Annotated in this window: 26 protein-coding genes; 11 read left to right on the top strand and 15 right to left on the bottom strand. The window is 59.9% G+C overall.

Annotated elements, in window-relative coordinates; all coding sequences use genetic code 11:
* Nucleotides 1-2: 2 nt before the first annotated feature.
* The 8 genes from JN524_RS13455 to JN524_RS13420 all read right to left on the bottom strand — a co-directional run bounded on the left by JN524_RS13455 (nucleotide 3) and on the right by JN524_RS13420 (nucleotide 7,427).
* The gene (locus tag JN524_RS13455) at nucleotides 3-1,412 is read right to left on the bottom strand and encodes a circularly permuted type 2 ATP-grasp protein (RefSeq protein WP_027613322.1); all 1,410 of its coding nucleotides are present in this window, start codon (nucleotides 1,410-1,412) and stop codon (nucleotides 3-5) included.
* Between the two features lie 495 nt (nucleotides 1,413-1,907).
* Nucleotides 1,908-2,255 (bottom strand): ribonuclease E inhibitor RraB, encoded by a 348-nt coding sequence (locus JN524_RS13450; protein ID WP_007960698.1) that lies wholly within the window; start codon nucleotides 2,253-2,255, stop codon nucleotides 1,908-1,910.
* A 213-nt stretch (nucleotides 2,256-2,468) separates the two neighbouring features.
* A complete protein-coding gene (locus JN524_RS13445; RefSeq protein WP_007960696.1) occupies nucleotides 2,469-2,702 on the bottom strand; it encodes a hypothetical protein in 234 nt (77 codons plus the stop codon).
* 214 nt (nucleotides 2,703-2,916) lie between these two features.
* Entirely contained in the window at nucleotides 2,917-3,792 is an 876-nt protein-coding gene (gene speE, locus JN524_RS13440) for a polyamine aminopropyltransferase (RefSeq protein WP_041068886.1), read from the bottom strand.
* Nucleotides 3,793-4,020: 228 nt separating this feature from the next.
* Nucleotides 4,021-4,212 (bottom strand): PLDc N-terminal domain-containing protein, encoded by a 192-nt coding sequence (locus tag JN524_RS13435; RefSeq protein WP_003223221.1) that lies wholly within the window; start codon nucleotides 4,210-4,212, stop codon nucleotides 4,021-4,023.
* Between the two features lie 71 nt (nucleotides 4,213-4,283).
* Nucleotides 4,284-4,814, bottom strand: coding sequence for a hypothetical protein (locus JN524_RS13430; protein ID WP_134785829.1), 531 nt, complete (start codon nucleotides 4,812-4,814; stop codon nucleotides 4,284-4,286).
* Nucleotides 4,815-4,972: 158 nt separating this feature from the next.
* Nucleotides 4,973-5,491, bottom strand: coding sequence for an ankyrin repeat domain-containing protein (locus JN524_RS13425; RefSeq protein ID WP_027613325.1), 519 nt, complete (start codon nucleotides 5,489-5,491; stop codon nucleotides 4,973-4,975).
* Nucleotides 5,492-5,588: 97 nt separating this feature from the next.
* Nucleotides 5,589-7,427 carry a long-chain-acyl-CoA synthetase gene (locus JN524_RS13420; protein ID WP_202369630.1) on the bottom strand — a complete coding sequence of 613 codons (1,839 nt, stop codon included), beginning with the start codon at nucleotides 7,425-7,427 and terminating at the stop codon, nucleotides 5,589-5,591.
* 377 nt (nucleotides 7,428-7,804) lie between these two features.
* Here JN524_RS13420 and JN524_RS13415 point away from each other — a divergent pair, with 377 nt between their 5' ends.
* On the top strand, nucleotides 7,805-8,083 hold the full coding sequence (locus tag JN524_RS13415; protein ID WP_027613327.1) for a DUF3509 domain-containing protein: 279 nt from the start codon (nucleotides 7,805-7,807) through the stop codon (nucleotides 8,081-8,083).
* A 171-nt stretch (nucleotides 8,084-8,254) separates the two neighbouring features.
* Here JN524_RS13415 and mtnC read toward each other — a convergent pair whose 3' ends face one another.
* The 5 genes from mtnC to aroC all read right to left on the bottom strand — a co-directional run bounded on the left by mtnC (nucleotide 8,255) and on the right by aroC (nucleotide 12,472).
* Nucleotides 8,255-8,938, bottom strand: a complete 684-nt coding sequence (gene mtnC, locus JN524_RS13410) for an acireductone synthase (protein WP_202369629.1) — start codon at nucleotides 8,936-8,938, stop codon at nucleotides 8,255-8,257.
* Between the two features lie 4 nt (nucleotides 8,939-8,942).
* Nucleotides 8,943-9,488, bottom strand: a complete 546-nt coding sequence (locus JN524_RS13405) for a 1,2-dihydroxy-3-keto-5-methylthiopentene dioxygenase (protein ID WP_027613329.1) — start codon at nucleotides 9,486-9,488, stop codon at nucleotides 8,943-8,945.
* Between the two features lie 92 nt (nucleotides 9,489-9,580).
* Nucleotides 9,581-10,207, bottom strand: a complete 627-nt coding sequence (locus JN524_RS13400; protein ID WP_123586173.1) for a methylthioribulose 1-phosphate dehydratase — start codon at nucleotides 10,205-10,207, stop codon at nucleotides 9,581-9,583.
* Nucleotides 10,204-11,349 (bottom strand): MFS transporter, encoded by a 1,146-nt coding sequence (locus JN524_RS13395; protein WP_202369628.1) that lies wholly within the window; start codon nucleotides 11,347-11,349, stop codon nucleotides 10,204-10,206. Before JN524_RS13395 ends, JN524_RS13400 begins: the two co-directional genes overlap by 4 nt.
* Before the next feature lie 31 nt (nucleotides 11,350-11,380).
* Entirely contained in the window at nucleotides 11,381-12,472 is a 1,092-nt protein-coding gene (gene aroC, locus JN524_RS13390) for a chorismate synthase (protein WP_202369627.1), read from the bottom strand.
* A gap of 130 nt (nucleotides 12,473-12,602) precedes the next feature.
* On the opposite strand from aroC, the gene JN524_RS13385 reads away from it, so the two are divergent.
* Both JN524_RS13385 and JN524_RS13380 read left to right on the top strand, forming a co-directional pair.
* Nucleotides 12,603-13,556, top strand: a complete 954-nt coding sequence (locus JN524_RS13385; protein WP_202369626.1) for an alpha/beta hydrolase — start codon at nucleotides 12,603-12,605, stop codon at nucleotides 13,554-13,556.
* A 99-nt stretch (nucleotides 13,557-13,655) separates the two neighbouring features.
* Nucleotides 13,656-14,447, top strand: a complete 792-nt coding sequence (locus JN524_RS13380; RefSeq protein WP_202369625.1) for a hypothetical protein — start codon at nucleotides 13,656-13,658, stop codon at nucleotides 14,445-14,447.
* A gap of 83 nt (nucleotides 14,448-14,530) precedes the next feature.
* On the opposite strand, the gene prmB is transcribed toward JN524_RS13380, so the two are convergent.
* Nucleotides 14,531-15,439 carry a 50S ribosomal protein L3 N(5)-glutamine methyltransferase gene (gene prmB / locus JN524_RS13375; protein WP_047292951.1) on the bottom strand — a complete coding sequence of 303 codons (909 nt, stop codon included), beginning with the start codon at nucleotides 15,437-15,439 and terminating at the stop codon, nucleotides 14,531-14,533.
* Nucleotides 15,440-15,677: 238 nt separating this feature from the next.
* Here prmB and JN524_RS13370 point away from each other — a divergent pair, with 238 nt between their 5' ends.
* The 5 genes from JN524_RS13370 (at nucleotide 15,678) to JN524_RS13350 (ending at nucleotide 18,449) form a co-directional block, all read left to right on the top strand.
* On the top strand, nucleotides 15,678-16,268 hold the full coding sequence (locus JN524_RS13370; RefSeq protein ID WP_003223193.1) for a cysteine hydrolase family protein: 591 nt from the start codon (nucleotides 15,678-15,680) through the stop codon (nucleotides 16,266-16,268).
* A gap of 130 nt (nucleotides 16,269-16,398) precedes the next feature.
* Nucleotides 16,399-16,719 (top strand): hypothetical protein, encoded by a 321-nt coding sequence (locus JN524_RS13365; RefSeq protein ID WP_007914024.1) that lies wholly within the window; start codon nucleotides 16,399-16,401, stop codon nucleotides 16,717-16,719.
* Between the two features lie 74 nt (nucleotides 16,720-16,793).
* Complete coding sequence (locus JN524_RS13360; RefSeq protein ID WP_096797013.1) at nucleotides 16,794-17,351, top strand: Smr/MutS family protein; 558 nt, start codon at nucleotides 16,794-16,796, stop codon at nucleotides 17,349-17,351.
* Nucleotides 17,352-17,428: 77 nt separating this feature from the next.
* Nucleotides 17,429-17,974 carry a GTP cyclohydrolase I FolE gene (gene folE / locus JN524_RS13355; RefSeq protein WP_003442011.1) on the top strand — a complete coding sequence of 182 codons (546 nt, stop codon included), beginning with the start codon at nucleotides 17,429-17,431 and terminating at the stop codon, nucleotides 17,972-17,974.
* Between the two features lie 103 nt (nucleotides 17,975-18,077).
* Complete coding sequence (locus tag JN524_RS13350; RefSeq protein WP_007960660.1) at nucleotides 18,078-18,449, top strand: glutathione S-transferase N-terminal domain-containing protein; 372 nt, start codon at nucleotides 18,078-18,080, stop codon at nucleotides 18,447-18,449.
* Nucleotides 18,450-18,564: 115 nt separating this feature from the next.
* Here JN524_RS13350 and JN524_RS13345 read toward each other — a convergent pair whose 3' ends face one another.
* A complete protein-coding gene (locus JN524_RS13345) occupies nucleotides 18,565-19,731 on the bottom strand; it encodes an aminotransferase-like domain-containing protein (protein ID WP_202369624.1) in 1,167 nt (388 codons plus the stop codon).
* A gap of 82 nt (nucleotides 19,732-19,813) precedes the next feature.
* Between JN524_RS13345 and JN524_RS13340 the strand changes: the two genes are divergently transcribed.
* From JN524_RS13340 to JN524_RS13330, 3 genes are all read left to right on the top strand, one after another.
* The gene (locus JN524_RS13340) at nucleotides 19,814-20,260 is read left to right on the top strand and encodes a MarR family winged helix-turn-helix transcriptional regulator (protein WP_202369623.1); all 447 of its coding nucleotides are present in this window, start codon (nucleotides 19,814-19,816) and stop codon (nucleotides 20,258-20,260) included.
* Nucleotides 20,261-20,551: 291 nt separating this feature from the next.
* Nucleotides 20,552-21,901, top strand: coding sequence for an NCS2 family permease (locus tag JN524_RS13335; protein ID WP_027613339.1), 1,350 nt, complete (start codon nucleotides 20,552-20,554; stop codon nucleotides 21,899-21,901).
* Between the two features lie 88 nt (nucleotides 21,902-21,989).
* Complete coding sequence (locus JN524_RS13330; protein ID WP_003223174.1) at nucleotides 21,990-22,616, top strand: LysE family translocator; 627 nt, start codon at nucleotides 21,990-21,992, stop codon at nucleotides 22,614-22,616.
* Nucleotides 22,617-22,682: the final 66 nt, after the last annotated feature.

The following is a 22,682-nucleotide window of genomic DNA, read 5'->3' as shown; positions in this document are numbered from 1 at the left end:
CTTCAATCCTCGACCACCCAGGTGTCCTTGGTGCCGCCGCCCTGGGAGGAGTTCACCACCAGGGAGCCTTCACGCAGGGCGACACGGGTCAAACCACCGGGCACGACCCGGGTTTCGCGGCCAGACAGTACAAACGGACGCAGATCGATATGGCGCGGCGCAATGCCGTTTTCGACAAAGGTCGGACAGGTCGACAGCGACAACGTCGGCTGCGCGATGTATGCGTGGGGCTTGGCCTTGATCCGCTCACGGAACGCATCGATCTGCGCCGTGGTTGACGCCGGCCCCACCAGCATTCCGTAACCGCCGGAGCCCTGGGTCTCCTTGACCACCAGATCCGGAAGATTGGCCAGTACATGGGAAAGTTCCGAGGGGTTGCGGCACTGCCAGGTCGGCACGTTCTTCAGGATCGGTTCTTCATCGAGGTAGAAACGGATCATCTCGGTGACAAACGGATACACCGATTTGTCATCCGCCACCCCAGTGCCGATGGCATTGGCCAGCACCACGTTGCCCGAACGATAGGACGACAGCAGCCCCGGCACACCGAGCATCGAGTCGGGGTTGAATGCCAGCGGATCGAGGAACGCGTCGTCGAGACGGCGGTAGATCACATCCACCGCTTTCGGCCCGTCAGTGGTGCGCATATACACCTTGTCGTCACGCACGAACAGGTCCGCGCCCTCCACCAGTTCAACGCCCATTTCTCGTGCGAGGAAGGCATGTTCGAAGAACGCACTGTTGAAGCGCCCCGGCGTCAGCACTACCACGCTCGGGTCGTCGATCGGGCTGGAGCTTTTCAGGGTGTCGAGCAACAGATTCGGGTAGTGATCGATGGGCGCGATGCGCTGGGCGGCGAACAGCTCCGGGAACAGGCGCATCATCATTTTGCGGTCTTCGAGCATGTAGCTGACGCCGCTCGGAGTACGAAGGTTGTCTTCGAGCACGTAGTAAGTGCCGTCGCCATCACGCACCAGATCGACGCCGGAGATGTGCGAATAGATGTCGCGGTGCAGATCCAGGCCCTGCATCGCCAACTGGTACTGCTCGTTGGCCAGCACCTGTTCGGCGGGGATGATCCCGGCCTTGATGATGCGCTGCTCGTGATAAAGGTCGGCGAGGAACATGTTCAACGCCTTGACCCGCTGGATGCAGCCACGCTCGACGATCCGCCACTCACTGGCGGGAATGCTGCGCGGAATGGTGTCGAACGGAATCAGGCGCTCGGTACCCTGCTCGTCGCCATAGAGCGTGAAGGTGATGCCGGCCCGGTGGAACAGCAGATCGGCCTCGCGTCGCCGTTGTGCCAGCAACTCGTCAGGCGTGTCAGCCAGCCAGCGAGCGAACTCCCGGTAATGCGGGCGGACCTGGCCGCCGGCATCGTACATTTCATCAAAATAGGTGCGGATCATGCCGTACTCCTTGTCACCCGGACCTACAGGCCTTCGCAAGGCCCGTGCCATCGGCATAAACGCTTTGATTTCAATCGCTTGGATAATCACGTCGGCAGCACCGCACCATTCCTGTGCGGCAAATGCCCCAAGCTGATTGCCCCCGCCTCATTGCGACGCAGTGCTGTCGCCTATTACCAGCATAGTCAGAGTTGATTTCACTGCTTGGGGCGAGCTGCGGATAATCGGCGCATCCACTGAAAACTTCCTCCGGTGAAGGCTTCAGTTGCACTGATCCGGACTGCCCGCGCAGTCCCCGCAGGCCGTAACCCTGACCGGTTTCCTCTCCTTATCGGTCTTCCCTTTTAGCCACCCTCTCCGGTGGCTTTTTTTTGCCTTTCTGAAATGTTTTGAAAGCAAAAGCCAAAGATCGCAGCCTCCGTCAGCGCCTACACCAATCACCTGTAGGAGCTGCCGAAGGCTGCGATCTTTTGTCTTAAAAAAGCCAACCAGAGATCAGTTCAGACGATGGCGGTTACGCACCTCCTGCTTGACGCCCCAGCCCTCGATGATGCCGCCCAGCGGCTCGACCACGGCAGAGAAGCCCTGCTCGAAATCGCCAATGTCGTCATAGGTCGCGTACATCACTTTGCTCAGTTCCAGCGACCAGGCGCCATCGTCGCGCGCACTGACCTGGGCATTGATGGATTCACCACGAAATTTGCCTGCCGCCCTGCGCGCCCGCTCCTCGTCCGGGAAAATGGCGTAGAACTCGATGGGATGGAACCGGGAAAAGTCGAAACCGCCTTCTTTCATGCGGCGCAGAACATTGCTACTGATGTCTTCTTGATAGGCTGTGCTCATGAATCGTCCCCCTCGGATAGATGGATAGACTTTCCGTATTCCCGCCCCGGGCCTTACAGGCCAAAGTACTTCGGCAACGTGGTTGCACGCGGGAAACAAGCATGTAGCTGACAAGACCAGACCTTAGCGATTGTTTCGCTGATCTCGCTTGCAGAGTAGCCCCAAGATAGAGCTGCTGCCAAGGCCTGGTTGCTTCGGATGAAAGGAAGATTTTCAGATTGGAGTGATGCTGCGGATTTCGATGCTGTTCTGGGTTTTCAGGCTTTTCGCCCCGGCGTCAGGGGTGCGCCCTTCCAGATCGTTCAGATCCAGTTCGGCGGCCACGGGCAGGAGCCGTTCCTTGATCAGGCGTGCAGCCTCGTCGTCGCTGGGGCATTCCGCGCGCTCGAACACCTCATCGACAATTTCACCATGATCGTCCACGAAAGTGACTTTCCACTTTTGCATCGGTGCCTCCTCGATCAAACCCGCAAATGGGCTTACTACTATCTCGACTTTTGGCGAGATTGATCGTTCAAAAGGATTGCACCGGACGAACATGAAAAAAAATATATCCACTGTAGGAGCTGCCGCAGGCTGCGATCTTTTGACTTTGATTGTTTAAAAAGCAAGATCAAAAGATCGCAGCCTGCGGCAGCTCCTACAGGGTTTTGCAGGGCTTTTAGTCGTTGCTCGGCTTATTGATTGCCTGCAGCACGTACTGCGGCAGCGCGAACGCGCCGATGTGGATTTCCGGGTTGTAGTAGCGGGTGACGATGCCGCTGCCGATGAAGCGCTGTTGCAGGGTTTCACGGCTCAGTTTGCGGTAGGCCGGGTTGGTCGAGCCCCAGGCGAAGGTCATCGAACCGCCGATGTAGGTCGGCACCGCTGCCTGATAGAAGTGCCAGTCCGGGAACAGGCTGCGCAGTCGGCCGGCGGTGGTTTTGACTTCATCGATCTGCATGAACGGCGTGCCGTTCTGGGTCACGAGGATCCCGCCTTCGTTCAGGCAACGGTGGCAGGCCTGATAGAAGTTTTCCGAGAACAGCACTTCGCCCGGGCCGATGGGGTCGGTGGAGTCGGAGATGATCACGTCGAATTTTTCGGTGGTGGTGGCGACGAAACGCATGCCGTCGTCGATCACCAGGTTCAGCCGTGGATCGTCGTAGGCGCCCTTGGAGTGGTTCGGCAGGAATTCCTTGCACATGTCGACCACGGTGCCGTCGATCTCGACCATGGTGATGTGCTCGACACTGGCGTGTTTGGTCACTTCGCGCAGCATGCCTCCGTCGCCACCGCCGATGATCAGCACGCGCTTGGCGGTGCCGTGAGCGAGGATCGGCACGTGAGTGAGCATTTCGTGGTAGATGAATTCATCGGCTTCGGTGGTCTGGATCACGCCGTCCAGCGCCATCACCCGGCCCATGCGCGGGTTCTGGAAAATCACCAGGTGCTGGTGTTCGGTGCGCACTTCGTGCAGCAGTTTTTCCATGCGAAAACGCTGGCCGTAGCCTTCGTAGAGGGTTTCCAGGTACTCGCTGGTTTTGGTGACGGTCATGGTCAAGTGCTCCGATGAATGCGCGGGCGCCAATCGTGGGGGACGATTGCCCGGGAAAGGCGCGCATTCTACGTTGCCGAAGATGACAGGTCGAACCTCTGTTCATCGACAATCCACAATCCATGTAGGAGCTGCCGAAGGCTGCGATCTTTTGATCTCTGTTTTAAAAAAAACAAAGTCAAAAGATCGCAGCCTTCGGCAGCTCCTACAGGGGTATTACAGTGTTCTTCAGATCCGGACGTTGCCCCGTGGCCCGGCGATCGCCCAGATGATCAGGCCCAGTACCGGCAGGAGGATGATCAGCAGGACCCAGAGGATTTTCATCCCGGTCTCGGCGCCGCTTTTCAGTACGTTGATGATCGCCCAGATGTCGAGGGCAAGAATGATCAGGCCAATCAGACCGTTGAACGTGGAACCCATGGTGTCACTCCAGAATAGTGGCATGCACTTTTAGGATAGACGGTCGCGCGCAGGGTTCCCTTTTATTGCATTCAGACGTGAACGGCGACTTTCAGCGCTTCCAGCGAAGGCGCGGCAGCGATGCCGACTTCCGCGCACAGCTCCAGCACCCGTGGCACGTCGTTGCCGTAGACCAGCACCACTTGCAGCTCGTCGTCGAGCAACTGGCTGAAGTTCATCAGCGTGTAACCGCCGTTTTCCTTATTCAGGCTGCTCATCTGCACCTGAATGCGGTTGAGTGCGGTCAGCGCTTCGGTCTTGGCCAGTTGCTTGGGCTTGAGGTTGAAATCCACGCCCGGGCCAAACGAGGCGACGATCTGCGCGAACAGGTCAACGTAGGTATCAGCCTGGAACAGCACGGTTTCCGGCAGGCTGCCGACCACCACCCACTCGCCCAGCGGGATCGGGAAGGTGTCGTCGTAGTTGATGTCCGGGTTGGCTGCCAGAAAGGCGTCGGCATCAGCGTAGGCCTGCGCCGCTTCGTCCGCCACATTCAGGATCTCGTCCTCGCCCATGCAGCCGGAGCTGATTTTGCTGATGAGTTCGACGAGTGCGGCTTTCATGAGGGCGGATCCTGTGGAAGGTTGAATTTGAGGGCGCGGAGGATAGCGCACAAAGCAAAAGATCGCAGCCTGCGGCAGCTCCTACAAGTTCCGCGCCCATTTGGCGAACGAATGTGAGACCTGTAGGAGCTGCCGCAGGCTGCGATCTTTTGACCTTATCAGGCCAGCAGTTTTTCCAGCTGCGCCGTGGTATCGACCGCGCCCATGGTGCGGGCCGCGTCCAGCGCGGTGACGCCATTGGCATCCTTGGCTTGCGGGTCGGCGCCCTTGCTGATCAGGTAATCAACGATCTCAACGCGGTTGAACATCGCCGCCATCATCAGCGCGGTGCGGCCATCGAACGACGAGCCTTCGATCTCGGCGCCCGCTTCCACCAGTGCCTTGACCACCGCCAGATCGCCCTTGAACGCGGCGCCGGCAATCGGGCTCTGGCCGTTGCCGTTACGCATTTCCGGGTCGGCCTTGTGCTTGAGCAGCACCTGCACGGCGTCGACGTGGCCATAGTAACTGGCGAGCATCAGCAGCGTGTCGCCCTTGCTGTTTTTCAGGTTCACCGGCAAACCGGCGCTGATCAGCCGATCGAGCATCAGCGCATCACCTTCGCGCGCCTTGTTGAAAACCTGCTCGGTGAATTCGGCAGCTTCTTCAGGGGTCATCTGGCGGCTCTGGTCAGACATAGGGCAACTCCACTTTCGGTTATTCGCAAAGCCGACAGTTTCCCGAGCGCGACAATAGCTGTCACCCCCTTTTTCTCAAGTCGTGCCATAGCCAATCTCAATAACGGTACTTGCCCTGATGAATATCGGCCAGCACCTGATCCGTCACTTGCACGTAAGTCTGGCTGCCTGGCAGCCACGCGTAGATCGGGTCATCGCCCGTCAGGCCGGGGTCGAAGCCTTCGTTTTTCAGTCGGGTCTTCTGGTATTTGAAGGTCCCGGTAGTTTCCATTTTCACCTTCACCCGCAGGAACAACGGCACCGCATAGGCCGGCATGCGCTGGCGGGCGAATGCGAGCAATTCGGCGAAATCCAGGGTCGCCAGTGACTCGGCGGGCGTGATTGCCGCCATGCCGGCGCGACCGTTGGTGTTGCGCACTTCGACACCGTAGGCGACTGCCTCGGAGATATGCGGATGCTGCAGCAACAGGTTTTCCACTTCAGTGGTCGAGACGTTTTCGCCCTTCCAGCGATAGGTGTCGCCGAGTCGATCGACGAACTGCGCGTGGCCGAAGCCAATATTGCGCAGCAAGTCGCCGGTGTTGAAGAAGCGGTCGCCCTTGCTGAACACATCGTGCAACACCACCTTGGCGGTTTTCTGCGGATCGGTGTAACCGTCCAGCGGGGCCTTTTCGTCAATCCGTGCCAGCAGCAAACCCTGTTCGCCCTTGCCGACCTTGCGCATGAAGCCGTCGGCGCTGCGCAGCGGCTGCCCGCTGTCGTGGTCGTACGCCACCAGCTCCCAGGCCATCAGCGAGAAACCGATGGTGTTGTCGAAGTTGAGAATGTTGCTGAAGCCGATGTTGCCGTCGCTCGCCGCGTACAGCTCGCAGATGTGCTCGACGGCAAACCGGGTCTTGAACTCGGCCCAGGCGCCGGGACGCAAGCCGTTGCCGATCATCTTGCGCACCGCGTGACGGCTGTCATCGGCGCTGGCCGGTTGATCGACCAGATAACGGCACAATTCGCCGACATAACCGAGGGTGGTCGCGTTGTAGCGACGCACATCCGGCCAGAACTGGCTGGCGCTGAATTTGCGGCGGATCGCGAACCCGGAAGCGCCATTGATCGCCGAGCCCCAGCACACACAGAGACCAGTGGCGTGATACAGCGGCAAGGTGCAATAGACGACATCGTCGGGCGTCATGTTCAGGGCGATCATGCCGAAGCTGGCCGAGCTGCGCATCCAGCGGCCATGCTTGAACACCCCGGCCTTGGGCAGGCCGGTGGTGCCGGAGGTGTAGATGTAAAAGCACGGATCGTTGAAGAACACTTCACCGCTGCTGGGCGGGTTTTCAGCGCAGGCGTCAGTACTGGCGCTGATCAGATTGACGTAGCCCTCAGGCGCAATGCCCGGGTGGCTATAGGTATCACGGTCGGCGATAAACCAGGTGCGCTGCGCCGGGATCGACACCTGCTCGCGGATCGCGGCAAACGCCGGCTGCAATTCCTCGCCGAGGACAATCGCCACCGGTGCCACCAGATTTACGCTGTGAATCAGCGTATCGCGGGTCTGCGAAGTATTGAGCAGCGCACTGACTGCGCCGAGTTTGGCCAGCGCCAGAATAGTCACCAGCAGTTCCGGACGGTTTTCAACGAACACCGCCACCACATCGCCCTTGCCAATCCCTTGCGCGCTCAGATAGTGGGCGATGCGATTGGCCCACTGGTTGACCTGCGCATAGGTGAGCAAGACGTTGTCCTGCAAGATCGCCAGCCCCTCTGGATTGCGCAGCGTTGCTTGCTCGAAGGTCCAGCCGAGGCCACACGTTTGGGTCGGATCCGTGACGTTGGCGACTTTCATGCCCTTGACCACCCGCGGGATGGCTTTGGCAATCGTCGGCAGTTTGCGGAGCATCATGCTCCAGGTAATCGTGTCGCTCGACGCGTGACGCATGGCAGCTCCCCGGTCGGCCTGGTCGGCCGGTTTTTTATTGTTCGGGCTGTGGCATGACCTGCGTTGTGGGCAAGGTCGAGATCGAAAATACGTCAGCGCTTCGCGGGCTGTACACGCGGTTTTTGCAATGTTTTGTATCCGCCCTGTCACGCCTGGCGGCGGAGATTGCGCCTTTGCCGTTTGGTTCCGTTCAACTTGTGAGAATCCCGCAAAATGCAGGATGCACGATGGCCATTCATGCAGATTGCACGAACCCTGCAAATTTCACGATTTTCAAGCTATTGATTTATATAGGTTTTTATTTTTCGGCGTGCTGGCACAAACGCTGCAACCTCCTTTGCATGCTTGCCATTCAAGTGCATACGGAGCTGAAAGACATGAGCCTGATCCAAGAAAAATTTACCTCGCTGTTCTCCAACTTCAACGTCACCACTGCGCCACGTCCCGATGGCGGGATCCTGCTGACTCTGCGCAGCAGCGAAGGCAAAGTGTTCAAGCGCGCCCTGACGTATCAGCAAATGCACAACGCCGACCAACTGTCGTGGGCGATCAGCGCGATCCGTCGTGACCTGGCGGAAGAAGCCAGTGAACTGCCGCAGATTGCGATGCTGCAAAGCCAGCAGCGCTTTGCTCTGCCGACGTATCACTCGCTGTAAAAATGTAAACGCATTAAACAAAAAGGCCGTGGAGCATCTGCTCCACGGCCTTTTTGTTTGTACGCGATTCTTATGTAGGTGCTGCGGAAGGCTGCGATCTTTTGATCTTGATCTTTTAAATCAAAGTCAAAAGATCGCAGCCTTCGGCAGCTCCTACAGTGACTTGTGTGGTTAGAAGGCTTCGGGTTCGATGCCGGTGAAGCTGTCGACGGTGATATGGCTTCCCAGTTCTCCACCCTCGCGGGCCAGGCCACAGGTCTGCAAACCGGCAGCCTGCGCGGCATCCAGTTCCTCGACGATGTCCGACAGAAACAGAATCTCCCCCGGCTCGACGCCAATTGCCTGTTGGATGTTGCGATAGGACTGTTCTTCGCGTTTAGGCCCCGACGTGGTGTCGAAGTAACCGCTGAACAGCGGTGTCAGATCCCCCGCCTCGGAGCAGCCGAAGATCAGCTTCTGCGCCTGGATCGAACCCGACGAATACACAAACAGTTGATAACCGGCCTGATGCCAGCGCTTGAGCGCTTCAACGGCATCCGGGTAAACGTGGCCCTTCAACTGCCCGGCGTGATAACCCTGCGCCCAGACCATGCCTTGCAAGGCTTTGAGCGGCGTGGCTTTGCGATCTTCCTCGATCCAGCTCAAGAGAATTTCAACAACCCGTTCAACATCGGCCTGCGGTGCATTGCTGTCGCGGCGCACGGCGTCGAGTTGTTCAGCCACATCGGCACGTCCGGCGTTCTCGCGAACAAAATCCGGCAGGTGTTTGGCCGCGTAGGGAAACAACACATCAAAAACGAAACTCACCGCGCTGGTGGTGCCTTCAATGTCAGTGACAATGGCTTTGATCGGCATCGGCTCAGTCCTCCAGCCGCGGGAAGCGCCCGGCGATGTCTTCGCCGGTGAAGTTGGCGACCCAGCCTTCCGGGTTGTTGAACAGGCGAATCGCCACGAAGTGCGGGTGCTCGCCCATGTCGAACCAGTGCTTGGTACCGGCCGGCACCGAGATCAGGTCGTTCTTCTCGCACAACACCGCGTAGACGTAATCGTCGATGTGCAGGGTGAAAAGGCCACGACCGGCGACGAAAAAGCGCACTTCGTCTTCGCCATGGCGGTGTTCTTCGAGGAACTTGGCGCGCAGTTCGGCTTTTTGCGGGTGGTCACTGTTGAGGCTGATCACATCGACGGTGATGTAACCGCGCTCGGTCATCAGCTTGTCGATCTGCTCCTGATAGGCGCTGATCACCTCTTCCTGGCTGGCGCCGGGCTGGATCTTCGCGGCGGCTTGCCAGCGATCGAAGCGCACGCCCTGCTCGGCGAGCGTCGAGGCGATGTCTTCGAAATGGGTCAGCACCTTGTTCGGGATCTCGGGGCTGGATACGTGATAGACGGACAGGCTGCTCATGGGCAATTCCTCGGTATCGGCCTTGCCGTCCGGTTCTTGCAGACCGGTCGGGCAGTGCATTTCATCAGGCGAATGGGCGGCTTCTGGTGAAGTCAGCCTTGGCGGTTCATGACGCTGCGGGTTTTCAACTCGCATTCAAACAGGAATTCAAAAGCCTCGATCTGCCGCAGGGCATCGCTCATCTGCGCACCCCAGGTGTAGAGGCCGTGGCCGCGAATCAGGTAACCGACGCAATCGGGATGGGCGTCGAGCCAAGGCTGCACCTTGGCGGCGAGGCGCGCAATGTCCTGATCGTTGTCGAAGATCGGCACGCGCACCCGCGATTCGTGGGTCGAGATGCCGCTGAAGGCTTTTTGCAGTTCGTAGTCTTCGAACTCGATAAAGTCTTGCGGCGTCAGGCGCGACAGCACCGTGGCGTTCACCGAGTGGGTGTGCAGCACCGCACCGATCTCCGGGCGCCAGCGATACAGCTGGGTGTGCAGCAGGGTTTCGGCGGAGGGCTTTTTGCCCGGTTCCAGGCTGTTGCCGGACAAATCCGTGGCGAGCACGTCGTCCAGGCCCAACTGGCCCTTGTGCTTGCCGGACACGGTCAGCAGCGCTTCGCTCGGCGACAGACGCGTCGAGTAATTGCTGCTGGTGGCCGGCGACCAGCCACGACCATAAAGGAAACGCCCGGCGTCGACGATCTGCTGGGCGAGCTGTTCACGCGTAAGGCTCATGGCCTGTCCTCTTGCATACGTGTGGCAATGATAACGGCAGCAGCGAGCGCCGCGAGACTGGCAATACTAAAGGTCAATGTTGCGCCGAGGGCATTCCAGCTGTAACCGGAATACAACGCGCCCAGCGCGCCACCGGTGCCGGCCAGCGCCGCGTACAGCGCCTGACCCTGACCTTGCTGACGCGCACCGAAGCTACGTTGCACGAACGCGATGGCAGCCGCATGAAAGCTGCCGAAGGTCGCCGCGTGCAGCACCTGGGCAAACAACAGCACCCAGAGGAATTCGGCGAACGAACCTAGCAGCAACCAGCGCAGCGCCGCCAGCAGAAAACTCGCCATCAGCACCCGACGCAAGGAAAAGCGCACGAGAATCCGGCTCATCGCCATGAACATCAGCACCTCGGCGACCACGCCCACGGCCCAGAGCATGCCGATCGTGCCACGGCTGTAACCGAGTCGTTCAAGGTGCAAGGTCAGAAAGGTGTAATACGGGCCGTGGCTCATCTGCATCAGCGCGACGCAAGCGTAAAACGCCAGTACACCGGGGCTGCGCAACTGCTTGAGAAAGCCCTCCCCGCTCGGCCGATTACCTTGCGGTGGCTGCGCGTTCGGCACCCACAGGCTGCTGAGGACGATGCCGGCCATGATCAGCACCAGCGCCGCCGGGTAGATGTCGAGGCTCAGCCATTCGAACAAACGGCCCAGCGCGACCACGGTGATGATGAAACCGATCGAGCCCCACAGGCGAATCTGGCTGTAGCGCGAGGTTTGCCCCTGCAAGTGCGCGAGGGTGATGACTTCGAACTGCGGCAACACCGCATGCCAGAAGAACGCGTGCAACGCCATGACCATCGCCAGCCAGGCGTAGGTCTTGCTGACGAAAATCAGCGAGAACGTCAGCAACGTGCACACCGCGCCGAAGCGCACGATGGCCAGGCGTTTGCCGGTGTAGTCGCCGAGCCAGCCCCAGATGTTCGGCGCCACGCAGCGCATCAGCATCGGGATGGCCACCAGCTCGCCGATGCGCGCGGGGCTGAAGCCGAGGTGATCGAAGTACAGCGCCAGAAACGGCGCTGTCGAACCGAGCAAGGCGAAATAGAACAGATAGAAACTGGACAGCCGCCAGTACGGGAGCGCCGCCACGGTCAGACCGCGACGGCTTGGCGATCAACCATCAAAGCTGACCCAGCACCGGGGTGCTGACGCGCACGTCGGCGTTCTGCCCACGATGACGCAGCAGGTGATCCATCAGCACGATGGCCATCATCGCTTCGGCAATCGGCGTGGCGCGAATGCCGACGCACGGGTCGTGACGGCCTTTGGTGATGACGTCTACCGGATTGCCGTGGATGTCGATCGAACGGCCCGGGGTGGTGATGCTCGACGTCGGCTTCAACGCCAGATGCGCGACGATCGGCTGACCGGACGAGATGCCACCGAGAATGCCGCCGGCGTTGTTGCTGAGGAAACCTTGCGGGGTCAGTTCATCGCGATGCTCGGTGCCGCGCTGGGCGACGCAGGCGAAACCGGCGCCAATTTCCACGCCTTTCACGGCGTTGATGCTCATCAGCGCATGCGCCAGTTCAGCGTCGAGGCGGTCGAAAATCGGCTCGCCGAGGCCCGGCATCACGCCTTCGGCGACTACGGTGATCTTCGCCCCGACCGAGTCCTGATCGCGGCGCAACTGGTCCATGTAGACTTCCAGTTCCGGGACCTTGTCCGGATCCGGGCTGAAGAACGCGTTCTGTTCCACCGAATCCCAGGTCTTGAACGGGATTTCGATCGGGCCGAGCTGGCTCATGTAGCCACGGATGACGATGCCCTGGCTGGCCAGATACTTTTTGGCAATCGCACCTGCCGCCACACGCATCGCGGTTTCCCGCGCCGAGCTGCGACCGCCACCACGGTAGTCGCGCTCGCCGTATTTGTGGTGGTAGGTGTAGTCGGCGTGCGCCGGGCGGAACAGATCCTTGATCGCCGAGTAGTCCTTGGACTTCTGGTCGGTGTTGCGGATCAGCAGGCCGATCGAGCAACCGGTGGTGCGCCCTTCGAACACGCCGGAAAGGATTTCGACTTCATCGGCTTCCTGACGCTGGGTGGTGTGGCGGCTGGTGCCCGGCTTGCGCCGATCGAGGTCGCGCTGCAGGTCTTCGAGGGAGATCTCCAGGCCCGGCGGGCAGCCGTCGACAATGGCGACCAACGCCGGACCATGGCTTTCGCCAGCGGTGGTGACAGTGAACAACTTGCCGTAGGTATTGCCGGACATGCAGGACGCTCCGTGAAATCAAACCCGAATTCGTGATGCGCGCCAGTATACGCAGGCTAACCGAGTAGTTCATCCTCGAACCTTAGTGGTGTTGGTGAGTCCAACCGGCACCTTGGCGAATGATGGCGTGATGATGCTGCGAGTTCTGATCTTGAGTCTTACCCTGTTTACCGGTTTTGCCCACGCGACTGTCCTGCAGCGCCCGATCTCTCTGGACACCGGCAACGGTGAGCTTTTCGGCTCGCTGTTGCTGCCGAAATCCGACAGCCCGGTGCCGGTTGTCCTGATCCTTGCCGGCTCCGGTCCTACAGATCGTGACGGTAACAATCCCGATGGCGGGCGCAATGACAGCCTCAAGCGGCTGGCCTGGGTGCTGGCCAAGCACAACATCGCCAGCGTGCGCTACGACAAGCGTGGTGTGGCCGCGAGCCTCGCGGCCACACCCGATGAGCGCAATCTGTCGGTGGAAGCCTACGTCAACGATGCGGTGGCTTGGAGCCAGAAGCTGAAAAGCGACCCGCGCTTCGGCCCGCTGATTCTGCTCGGTCACAGCGAAGGTGCACTGATTGCCACCCTCGCCGCTCCGCGTGCCGACGCCGCTGCGCTGATTTCGCTGTCCGGCAGCGCGCGCCCGGTGGATCAGGTGATCCGCGAGCAACTGGCGCGCAGCCTGCCTCCGCCGTTGGTCCTGCGCAGCAACGAAATTCTCGACAGCCTCAAGGCCGGCCACACCGATGCCAATGTACCGGCACCGCTGCAGGCGATTTTCCGGCCGAGCGTGCAGCCGTACCTGATTTCGCTGTTTCGCCAAGACCCGGCCAAGGCCTTTGCACAATTGAAGATGCCGACGCTGATCGTTCAGGGCAGCAACGACATGCAGGTCGGGGTGGGCGATGCGCAGGCGCTCAAAGCCGCCAAACCCGACGCCGAACTGGTGGTGATCGACGGCATGAACCACGTCATGCGGATCGTTGCCGCGGATGTGAAGCGGCAATTGGCCTCCTACAAGGATCCGAATTTGCCCCTGGCGGCGGAATTGGGTGGCAAACTCATCGAGTTTATTGACGGACTTCACACCCGTTAAACGGCGTTTACCCTCTAGTCCTGCAAAAAGCGGCCGATAAGCCTTTGTCGCCAGCGTACCGGCTGGCGACAAGCAGAGCTTGGACAGGATCTCGCCGTTATGACTGATACCCCGACTTCACCCGACACCACCGCTGAAAAAGACGCACCGCCAGCGGTCGAGCTGCCATGGGCGGACGTCAGCGTCGAGCACCACAAGATGCTCCGCCTGGCCCCGCTGCAGACTGACCGTCACACCGGGGGCCGGCCGTTGCGCTTTGTCGAATTCGGCTATGCCGAGCGCAACAGCAAAGAACACAGCCTGATGCGCATGGCGATCAAACTGCCCGGTCAGCGCGTGCGCAAAGAGCAGAACCAGCTCGACGTGTGGGTCGATCACACCAGCAAACGTGTGCATTTCGGCCCCGACAGCGGCTTGCAGATCGAACCGCTGAACCGTGGGATCGGTCGTTTCATGGCTGCACAAGGCATCAATTGGGCGAAAAAACGCTGGCCCGCCTACACCGTCGAAGGCAAGGACTTGAACAACAAGGACGCGCTGAACGAAGACACCCGCCTGCGTCGCGATCACTTCTTGCGCGTGCATGGTTTTGACGTGGTCTACGCCGACGCCCAGCATTTGAAGGGCAGCGTCAAAGAGGTGCAGGTCGGTGACCTGCTGGGCGACTGGAACAGCGAGAAGCTGCAGATCGTCGAAATTCTCGAAGCGGCGCAGATGCTGCAACAGGCCGAGCAGAACCTGGCCGAGCAGGAAGTGAAGCTGAAGAAGCAGGAAGAGAAGGTCAGCAAGTTCAAGCGTGAAGACGCTGGGTTGCGCTTTACCATTACCTGCCTGGTGGCGTTTGCGGTGTTTCAGGCGGGATTGTTGATCTGGATTGCTACGCACCGGTAGATCAAAAGATCGCAGGCTTCGCCAGCTCCTGCATGGGATCGATGTAGGAGCTGGCGAAGCCTGCGATCTTTTGCTTTTCGCCCTTAAACGCGGGAAGCGAACAGCGCCTGATGAGCGCGGCACTGTTCCGCCGTCAGCATGAACACACCATGCCCGCCGCGCTCGAAATCGAGCCAGGCGAAATCGACTTCCGGGTACAACGCTTCGACGTGCACCTGGCTGTTGCCCACTTCAACGATCAGCAACCCCTTCTCGGTCAGGTGATCCGCCGCTTCAGCGAGCATTCGCCGTACCAGGTTCAGACCGTCATCACCGCAGGCCAGGCCCAGCTCCGGTTCGTGCTGGTATTCGTCCGGCATGTCGGCAAAATCTTCTGCGTCAACGTACGGCGGGTTCGACACGATCAGGTCGAAACGCTGCCCCGGCAAGCCATCGAAACCATCGCCCTGCACGGTGTACACGCGCTCATCGACGCCATGGCGCTCGATGTTCTGATTGGCGACTTCCAGCGCTTCGAACGACAGATCGGCCAGCACCACTTCGGCGTTCTGGAACTCGTAGGCGCAGGCGATGCCGATGCAGCCGGAGCCGGTGCACAGGTCGAGGATGCGTGCCGGCTCGTCACCGATCCACGGTGCGAAGCGGTTTTCGATCAGCTCGCCAATCGGTGAGCGCGGGATCAGCACGCGCTCATCGACGATGAACGACATGCCGCAGAACCACGCCTCGCCCAACAGGTACGCAGTCGGGATGCGCTCTTCGATGCGGCGCTTGAGCAGGCGTTGCAGGTTGACCAGTTCGTCGTCTTCCAGCGCACAGTCGAGGTAGCTGTCGGCGATCTCCCACGGCAGGTGCAAGGCACCGAGCACCAACTGCCGGGCTTCATCCCAGGCGTTGTCGGTGCCATGGCCGAAAAACAGATCCTCCCCATGGAAGCGGCTGACGGCCCAACGGATGTGGTCGCGCAGGGTACGAAGTCGGGAAGTGATCACGGGGCAGAACTCCAGAAAAAACGACTGGCGATTCTACCAGCCAAAACGCCCGCCGACGACGCAGGAAAATCAGTGGCGCGACAGTAGGACTTTTCTGATTTTTGCATCAGCCATTGAACAGAACGTGTAACTTGACAAGGCTGCAGGCCAATAACGACGCTGCCTACGATGGTAGCGGTTCACAGAACCGCTCAGCCAGAGGACAATGCCGCAAAAGCCCCACCCCAAGGAGCCCCGAATGTCCGTTCCAAAAACGATGTTTCAACTCAGCGGCCGCGGTTACGCAGCGGCCACACTGAGCCATGCCACCGTGGTCATCATCGATGCCCAGAAAGAGTACCTCAGTGGCCCGCTGGCCCTGAGCGGCATGGACGCGGCCGTCGCGAACATCAAACAACTGGTCGCCGCGGCCCGTGCAGCCGGTCGGCCGATCGTGCACGTGCGTCATCTCGGCACCGTCGGTGGCCTGTTCGACCCGCAGGGCGAACGCGGCGAATTCATCCCCGGCCTTGAGCCACAAGGTGACGAAACCATCATCGGCAAACTGCTGCCGAGCGCGTTCCACGGCACCGAACTGCTCGACCGTTTGCAGAATCTTGGCTCGCTGGACCTGATCGTCTGCGGCTTCATGAGCCACTCCAGCGTCAGCACCACCGTGCGCGCGGCGAAGAACCTGGGCTTCCGTTGCACCCTGGTCGAAGACGCCTGCGCCACCCGTGACCTGCCGTTCAAGGGCCGCGTGCTCAGCGCCGCCGTGGTGCAGGAAGCGGAAATGGCGATCATGGCCGACAACTTCGCCACCCTCGCCCTGACGCAAGATCTGATCTGATCTGCTCTGATGAGCGGCTCACCGCGCCGCTCATCCGCAAAAGCCTCGCATTTGCTTCAATTGCCTTAGCCTCAGGAACAACCCGGTCAACTCCCGGTCGAAGGGCCGATACCCATTGAGGAAGGTCGGAATGAAGTTATCCGATGGATTTGACGCACGCCGCTTGCGGCCCAAAGGCCAAAGCAACTGGCGTTTTCGATTCGGCGCAGCGATCGCCGCCATTCTGGCGACGTTCGGTGTGCTGCTGGCGATGGCCGGTGCCGCCAGCCTGCTGGGGCGCCCGCCGGCGCTCGGCGATTTGAATGCCACGCCGATGGGTTCGGCGATCATTCTCGCGGTCGGCTTGTTGTTCCTGTATTTCGGTGTGGCGCTGTGGCGTCGATGCCGACGTCGCGCCAGGCAATCGCGGGAGCTGAACATGTCCCCGCACCTGATGAAAAAACACGACTGACTCCACGGCCTGGCTTTTTGCCGGGCCGTTTTGTTTCGACTTGGGTAAACTGGCCGCCCTTCGCGGAGGCTGACATGCAAGACGACGATTTTTCCCTGTTCAAAAGTGCGATCCAAGGCGTCAAGCCGATCAAGCACGACCGCGCCGACACCGGCAAACCCAAGGCTGACCGCGCGCAAATCGCCAAACTGCGCCAGTCCGCCACCGTGCGCACCGACACCACCACCGTGGATGGCCTGTCCGATCAGTTCGTGATCGACGTCGGCCCCGAAGACGAGTTGATGTGGGCCCGCGACGGGGTGCAGGAAAGTCAGATGCGCAAGCTCAAGATCGGCCAGATCCCGTTCGAAGGCAGCCTCGACCTGCACGGCATGAACGTGGAAAAAGCCCGCGAGACCCTCTGGGCGTTTCTCGCCGAAGCGACCAAATTCGAAATCCGTTGCGTCCGCGTCACCCACGGCAAGGCCGTGCGCCTGGACGGCAAGCGGCCGATGATCAAAAGCCACGTCAACACCTGGCTACGTCAGCATCCGCAAGTGCTCGGTTTCACCTCGTGCCAGGCGAAACACGGCGGTGCCGGTGCGGTGTACGTGATGCTCAAACGCACCATGATGGAAGGCCGCGACGAATAATCGCGTTACACCGAACTTGCAGGGTTGTGTCCGCCACCGTACCCTTGCCCTTTGCGAAAATCCCCACAGGTAGTTTCATGTCCCTGGAACAGAATTACACCGCGATTCTCGGCCAACTGGGCGAGGACGTCTCCCGCGAGGGCCTGCTCGACACGCCAAAGCGTGCCGCCAAAGCCATGCAGTACCTCTGCCGCGGTTATGAACAGACGCTCGAAGAGGTCACCAACGGTGCCCTGTTCAGCTCCGACAACAGCGAAATGGTGCTGGTCAAGGACATCGAGCTGTACTCGTTGTGCGAACACCACCTGCTGCCGTTCATCGGCAAGGCGCACGTTGCGTACATCCCGAGCGGCAAAGTGCTGGGCCTGTCGAAGGTCGCGCGGATCGTCGACATGTACGCCCGCCGCCTGCAGATCCAGGAAAACCTCAGCCGCCAGATCGCCGATGCGGTGATGCAAGTCACCGGTGCGCTGGGCGTGGCCGTGGTGATCGAGGCCAAGCACATGTGCATGATGATGCGCGGTGTCGAGAAACAGAATTCGTCGATGATCACTTCGGTGATGCTCGGTGAGTTCCGCGAAAACGCGGCGACTCGCAGCGAGTTCCTCAGCCTGATCAAGTAATCGGCTGCAGAAAAAAACCGGCGTTGATCGCCGGTTTTTTTTCGTCCGTGAAAAATCGGGTAAGCTGCGCGCCCTTCTCTCTTTGCACCGTGAGGCTTTCAACGTGTTCGTAAAAGCGCTTCGTGTCGGCCTTGGCCAACTGATCATCTTCATCGACTTCATCACCCGTCCGGGCAAGAAACAGCGCCCGGCCGAGGTACAGGCGCAAGTCAACGCCGCCGCCAAAGGCCTGACCCTGTATCAGTTCCACGCCTGCCCGTTCTGCGTGAAAACCCGCCGTACTCTGCGTCGCCTGAATGTGCCGGTCGCACTGAAGGACGCGAAGAACAACGAACAGGATCGCCAGACGCTGCTGGACCAGGGCGGCAAGATCAAGGTGCCGTGCCTGCGCATTGAAGAGAATGGGCAGACCACGTGGATGTATGAGTCCAAGGTGATTATTGATTATCTGGATAAGCGGTTTGCTGCAGTCTGATATTGATGTTGTGTTGCTTATGGCCCCATCGCTGGCAAGCCAGCGATGAGGCCCGCAAGAACAACACATTACTCAGACAAAAATAAACCGGCCCTCGAGCCGGTTTATTTGTTTTTCACGCCGCTTTATTTATCTGCGCCTTTCTCACCACCGAGGCCAGTCGCTTCAACCCTTCATCCAGTCGCGCCGGGTCGATGTGGCTGAAATTCAAACGCAGGTGCCCGAGGTTTTTATCCGGTTCGGGAAAAAACGGCTCGCCCGGCATGAACGCCACGTCATTGGCCAGCGCTTCGTTGAGCAACGTCCGCGTATCCAGCGGTTGCTTGAGCGTCAGCCAGAAAAACAGCCCGCCCTGCGGCATGTTCCAGTCCGCCAGATCGGAAAAGTGCGTTTCCAGCGCTGACTGGAAAGCATCGCGCCGCTCGCGGTAGAACCCACGCAAATCACTCAAATGCTGCTGATACTTTTCCGTGCCGATCCATTGCAGCGCCTGCCACTGGCCGATGCGGTTGGTGTGCAGATCTGCCGATTGCTTGAGTTTGAGCAAATGCGGGAACAGGTCCGGGCTGGCGATCAGGTAGCCGACGCGCAAACCCGGCAGCAAGGTTTTCGACACGGTGCCGGTGTAGATCCAGCTGGCTTTCTGCAAACGCCCGGCAATCGGTTTGGCGCTGCCGCCATCGAACGTCAGTTCGCGGTACGGCTCGTCTTCGATCAGGGTCACGCCGAATTCATCGAGCAATGCGGCGACCGCGGCGCGCTTGGCTTCGCTGTAGCGCACGGCGGACGGATTCTGAAACGTCGGGATCAGGTAGATGAACGCCGGACGATGCTCTTCCAACCGACTGCGCAGTTGCGCGAGATTGGGGCCGTCGGATTCTTGCGGCACGGTCAGGCAATCGGCGCCGAACAGCTGGAAGATCTGCAACGCGGCAAGGTAGGTTGGCGCCTCCAGCAGGATTTCGGTGCCTTTGTCGATGTACAACTTGGCCGCCAGATCGAGGGTCTGCTGGGAACCGCTGACCACCAGCACCTGACTCGCCGTGCACTCCAGCCCCAACGCTCGCGCCTGCGCCGCCAGCGCTTCACGCAGCGCCGGCTCGCCCTCGCTCATGCCGTACTGACCAAGCGCCAGCGGCATCTCGGACCATTCGACTTTCGGCAGCATGGCTTCGGCGGGAAGGCCACCGGCGAACGACATCACCTCCGGACGCTGGGCGGCGGCGAGGATTTCACGGATCAGAGAACTTTTAAGGCGCGAAACACGTTCGGAAAAAGCCATGGGAGTCACCGGTAGCGGGGTCTGGGAAAAATGAGTCAAACTGGTTGACTGAAACTACGACAGCTTGAGCGAGTACGTCAACATGCTTGACCTTAAAAACCCCGCCAGCCAGCAGCAGGCGATGGAAGCGTTTTTCTTCGGCTATCAGGCGTTCACCGCCAAGGCGGATGAAATGCTCGAGCGCCGTGGCCTGTCCCGGGTGCATCAGCGGATTGTGTTTTTCATCGCGCGCTATCCGAATTTGAGCGTGAAGGAATTGCTGGGATTGCTCGGCGTGAGTAAACAGGCGCTGAACATGCCGTTGCGCCAGTTGCAGGAAATGCATCTGGTGGAGAGCGCGGCGTCGGAGGCGGACAAGCGTAAGCGTCTGCTGGGATTGACCGTTGAAGGTGCGAAGTTTGAGCAGGCGTTACGGCGTGAACAGGTGAAGTTGCTCGAGCGGGTGTTTGCCGAGGCTGGGGAGGCGGCGGTGAATGGGTGGTTGGCGGTGAATATGGCGCTGGGAAAAACTCAGGCAGCTCTCGATTGAATAGGACGGCCTCTTCGCGAGCAAGCTCGCTCCCACAGTGGAACGCATTTCAAATGTGGGAGCGAACTTGCTCGCGAAGGGGCACGCAAGGGCGATATATCCCTATCGCCTGACCTTTCGTAAACAAAACCAAAAACAATATTTGCTTTATTTGTACACAAAAGCATAATCCACTGCGTGCGAGTTCCTGACCGCATGGTCAACAAATTCGCGTATGCCTCAAAGGGCTGCTGCCACCCCTCATGGGTCCGGCCCTGGAAATAACAATAAAACTCTTGAGGAGTACTCGCTGTGGAAAGCCGCAAATCCGAAGCATCGACGCTGGAACTCTCGCCGCCCTTACGCACAGGCGTGCTGGAGCGCATCTTCAAACTCAGCTTGCATGGCACCACGGTGAAGACCGAGCTGATTGCCGGTCTGACAACCTTCATCACCATGGCTTACATCATCTTCGTCAACCCGAACATCATGGCCGATGCCGGGATCGATCACGGTGCAGCCTTCGTCGCCACCTGCATCGCCGCCGCGCTCGGCTGCCTGCTGATGGGCCTGTACGCCAACTGGCCGGTGGGCCTGGCACCGGGCATGGGCCTCAACGCCTTCTTCACTTACACCGTGGTCGGCACCATGGGCTACAACTGGGAAACCGCGCTCGGTGCGGTGTTCGTTTCCGGTGTGCTGTTCATGATCCTGACCTTCTCGCGGATTCGCGAATGGCTGCTCAACAGCATCCCGGTCAGCCTGCGCTTTGCCATGGGCGCTGGCGTCGGCCTGTTCCTCGGGCTGATTGGTCTGAAAACCGCCGGTATCGTCGTCGACAGCCCGGCCACCCTGATCAAACTCGGCTCCCTGCGTGAACCCGGCCCGCTGCTGGCGGCGATCTGCTTCCTGATGATCGCGATCCTCAGCTACCACAAAGTCTTCGGTGCGATCCTCATCAGCATCATCACCGTGACCCTCGCCGGTTGGGGCCTGGGCATCGTGCACTACGAAGGGATCATGTCGACCCCGCCAAGCCTGGCACCGACCTTCATGGCGATGAACGTCGCGGGTGTGTTCAACGTCAGCATGATCAGCGTGGTGCTGGCTTTCCTCTTTGTGCACATGTTCGACACCGCCGGCACCCTTATGGGCGTGGCCCAGCGCGCCAATCTGGTCAACGCTGACGGGCGTATCGAAAACCTTTCCCGAGCGATGAAAGCCGACAGCGCCTCCAGCGTCTTCGGCGCGGTGGTCGGTGTCCCTCCGGTAACAAGCTATGTGGAAAGTGCCGCAGGTGTAGCGGCTGGTGGTCGGACTGGTCTTACCGCAGTCACCGTGGGTGTGCTATTTATAGCGGCGATGTTTTTCGCACCGCTGGCCGGGATGATTCCGGCTTACGCCACTGCTGGTGCGCTGATTTATGTCGCGATGCTGATGATGGGCGGCATGGCGCACATCGAATGGGATGAAGCCACTGACGCCATCCCGGCGATCGTCACCGCAATCATGATGCCGCTGACCTTCTCGGTCGCCGACGGCATTGCGCTGGGCTTCATCACCTATGTGGCGTTGAAGGCCGGTACCGGCAAGTACAAGGAAATTTCCGTCAGCCTGTGGGTGCTCTGCGCGATCTTCATCGCCAAGTTCATCTTCCTGTAAGCGCTACGCGGTTCAGGCTTCAAAACAGCCTCACCCTCACGGGTGGGGCTTTTGTGCATTTTTCAATACAACAAAAAGGAGCAAAGTGATGAGTCTGGAAACCTGGCTACTGTTCAGCGGCGCGGCATTGGTGGTGATCCTGATTCCGGGGCCGCTGTCCTTGCTGATGATCAGCAACAGTCTGAATTACGGCTTGCGCCGCTCTTATCCGGCGTTTCTCGGCGGCGTGATCGCCTCGATCTGCCTGCTCAGTGCCTCGGCGCTGGGGCTTGGCGCCCTGCTGCTGGCGTCAGAACAGTTGTTCAGCGCCTTGAAAATCGTCGGCGCGCTGTACCTGTTCTATCTCGCTTGGCAGAGCTGGCAGCAATCGCGTCAGCCAGCGGTCGGTGCCGAAGTGCCGCAGGCCGCTCCGGTGCCACGTTTCCGCACGCTGTTCGGCCGCGCGTTTGTCTTGGGCGCGAGCAATCCGAAAGACATTCTGTTCTTCGCCGCGTTTCTGCCGCAGTTCCTTAGCGCGCAACAACCGTTCCTGCCGCAGTTGCTGATCATGATCGCGACCTGGGTGGTACTCGACCTGTGCTGCAAACTGGCTTACGGGCTGGGTGCGCATGGCGCGGCGCGCTATCTGCGCAGCGGCAAGGGGCAGAGCTGGTTCAACCGGGTGAGTGCCGGGTTGTTCAGTGGTGCCGGGGCTGCTTCCCTGTTGAGCCGTTAAAGAGCAAAAGATCGCAGCCTGCGGCAGCTCCTACAGGGGATTGCATTTCAAACTGTAGGAGCTGCC

Source organism: Pseudomonas sp. MWU318 (assembly GCF_016756945.1).
GTDB lineage: Bacteria > Pseudomonadota > Gammaproteobacteria > Pseudomonadales > Pseudomonadaceae > Aquipseudomonas > Aquipseudomonas putida_A.
Note: the sequence above shows the minus strand (reverse complement) of the source record. Positions and strands in the feature narration are given on the sequence as shown.

What these genes read in the sequence shown, in the direction of transcription:
- JN524_RS13450 (WP_007960698.1), bottom strand. Translation starts at nt 2,255, where the DNA reads ATGAGCACAGCCTATCAAGAAGACATCAGTAGCAATGTTCTGCGCCGC.
- JN524_RS13345 (WP_202369624.1), bottom strand. Translation starts at nt 19,731, where the DNA reads ATGGCTTTTTCCGAACGTGTTTCGCGCCTTAAAAGTTCTCTGATCCGT.
- JN524_RS13340 (WP_202369623.1), top strand. Translation starts at nt 19,814, where the DNA reads ATGCTTGACCTTAAAAACCCCGCCAGCCAGCAGCAGGCGATGGAAGCG.
- JN524_RS13370 (WP_003223193.1), top strand. Translation starts at nt 15,678, where the DNA reads ATGTCCGTTCCAAAAACGATGTTTCAACTCAGCGGCCGCGGTTACGCA.
- JN524_RS13425 (WP_027613325.1), bottom strand. Translation starts at nt 5,491, where the DNA reads ATGTCTGACCAGAGCCGCCAGATGACCCCTGAAGAAGCTGCCGAATTC.
- JN524_RS13400 (WP_123586173.1), bottom strand. Translation starts at nt 10,207, where the DNA reads ATGAGCCTTACGCGTGAACAGCTCGCCCAGCAGATCGTCGACGCCGGG.
- speE (WP_041068886.1), bottom strand. Translation starts at nt 3,792, where the DNA reads ATGACCGTCACCAAAACCAGCGAGTACCTGGAAACCCTCTACGAAGGC.
- JN524_RS13385 (WP_202369626.1), top strand. Translation starts at nt 12,603, where the DNA reads ATGATGCTGCGAGTTCTGATCTTGAGTCTTACCCTGTTTACCGGTTTT.
- JN524_RS13420 (WP_202369630.1), bottom strand. Translation starts at nt 7,427, where the DNA reads ATGCGTCACGCGTCGAGCGACACGATTACCTGGAGCATGATGCTCCGC.
- folE (WP_003442011.1), top strand. Translation starts at nt 17,429, where the DNA reads ATGTCCCTGGAACAGAATTACACCGCGATTCTCGGCCAACTGGGCGAG.
- JN524_RS13365 (WP_007914024.1), top strand. Translation starts at nt 16,399, where the DNA reads ATGAAGTTATCCGATGGATTTGACGCACGCCGCTTGCGGCCCAAAGGC.
- JN524_RS13415 (WP_027613327.1), top strand. Translation starts at nt 7,805, where the DNA reads ATGAGCCTGATCCAAGAAAAATTTACCTCGCTGTTCTCCAACTTCAAC.
- JN524_RS13380 (WP_202369625.1), top strand. Translation starts at nt 13,656, where the DNA reads ATGACTGATACCCCGACTTCACCCGACACCACCGCTGAAAAAGACGCA.
- JN524_RS13435 (WP_003223221.1), bottom strand. Translation starts at nt 4,212, where the DNA reads ATGGGTTCCACGTTCAACGGTCTGATTGGCCTGATCATTCTTGCCCTC.
- JN524_RS13330 (WP_003223174.1), top strand. Translation starts at nt 21,990, where the DNA reads ATGAGTCTGGAAACCTGGCTACTGTTCAGCGGCGCGGCATTGGTGGTG.
- aroC (WP_202369627.1), bottom strand. Translation starts at nt 12,472, where the DNA reads ATGTCCGGCAATACCTACGGCAAGTTGTTCACTGTCACCACCGCTGGC.
- JN524_RS13405 (WP_027613329.1), bottom strand. Translation starts at nt 9,488, where the DNA reads ATGAGCAGCCTGTCCGTCTATCACGTATCCAGCCCCGAGATCCCGAAC.
- JN524_RS13455 (WP_027613322.1), bottom strand. Translation starts at nt 1,412, where the DNA reads ATGATCCGCACCTATTTTGATGAAATGTACGATGCCGGCGGCCAGGTC.
- JN524_RS13430 (WP_134785829.1), bottom strand. Translation starts at nt 4,814, where the DNA reads ATGAAAGCCGCACTCGTCGAACTCATCAGCAAAATCAGCTCCGGCTGC.
- mtnC (WP_202369629.1), bottom strand. Translation starts at nt 8,938, where the DNA reads ATGCCGATCAAAGCCATTGTCACTGACATTGAAGGCACCACCAGCGCG.
- JN524_RS13360 (WP_096797013.1), top strand. Translation starts at nt 16,794, where the DNA reads ATGCAAGACGACGATTTTTCCCTGTTCAAAAGTGCGATCCAAGGCGTC.
- JN524_RS13445 (WP_007960696.1), bottom strand. Translation starts at nt 2,702, where the DNA reads ATGCAAAAGTGGAAAGTCACTTTCGTGGACGATCATGGTGAAATTGTC.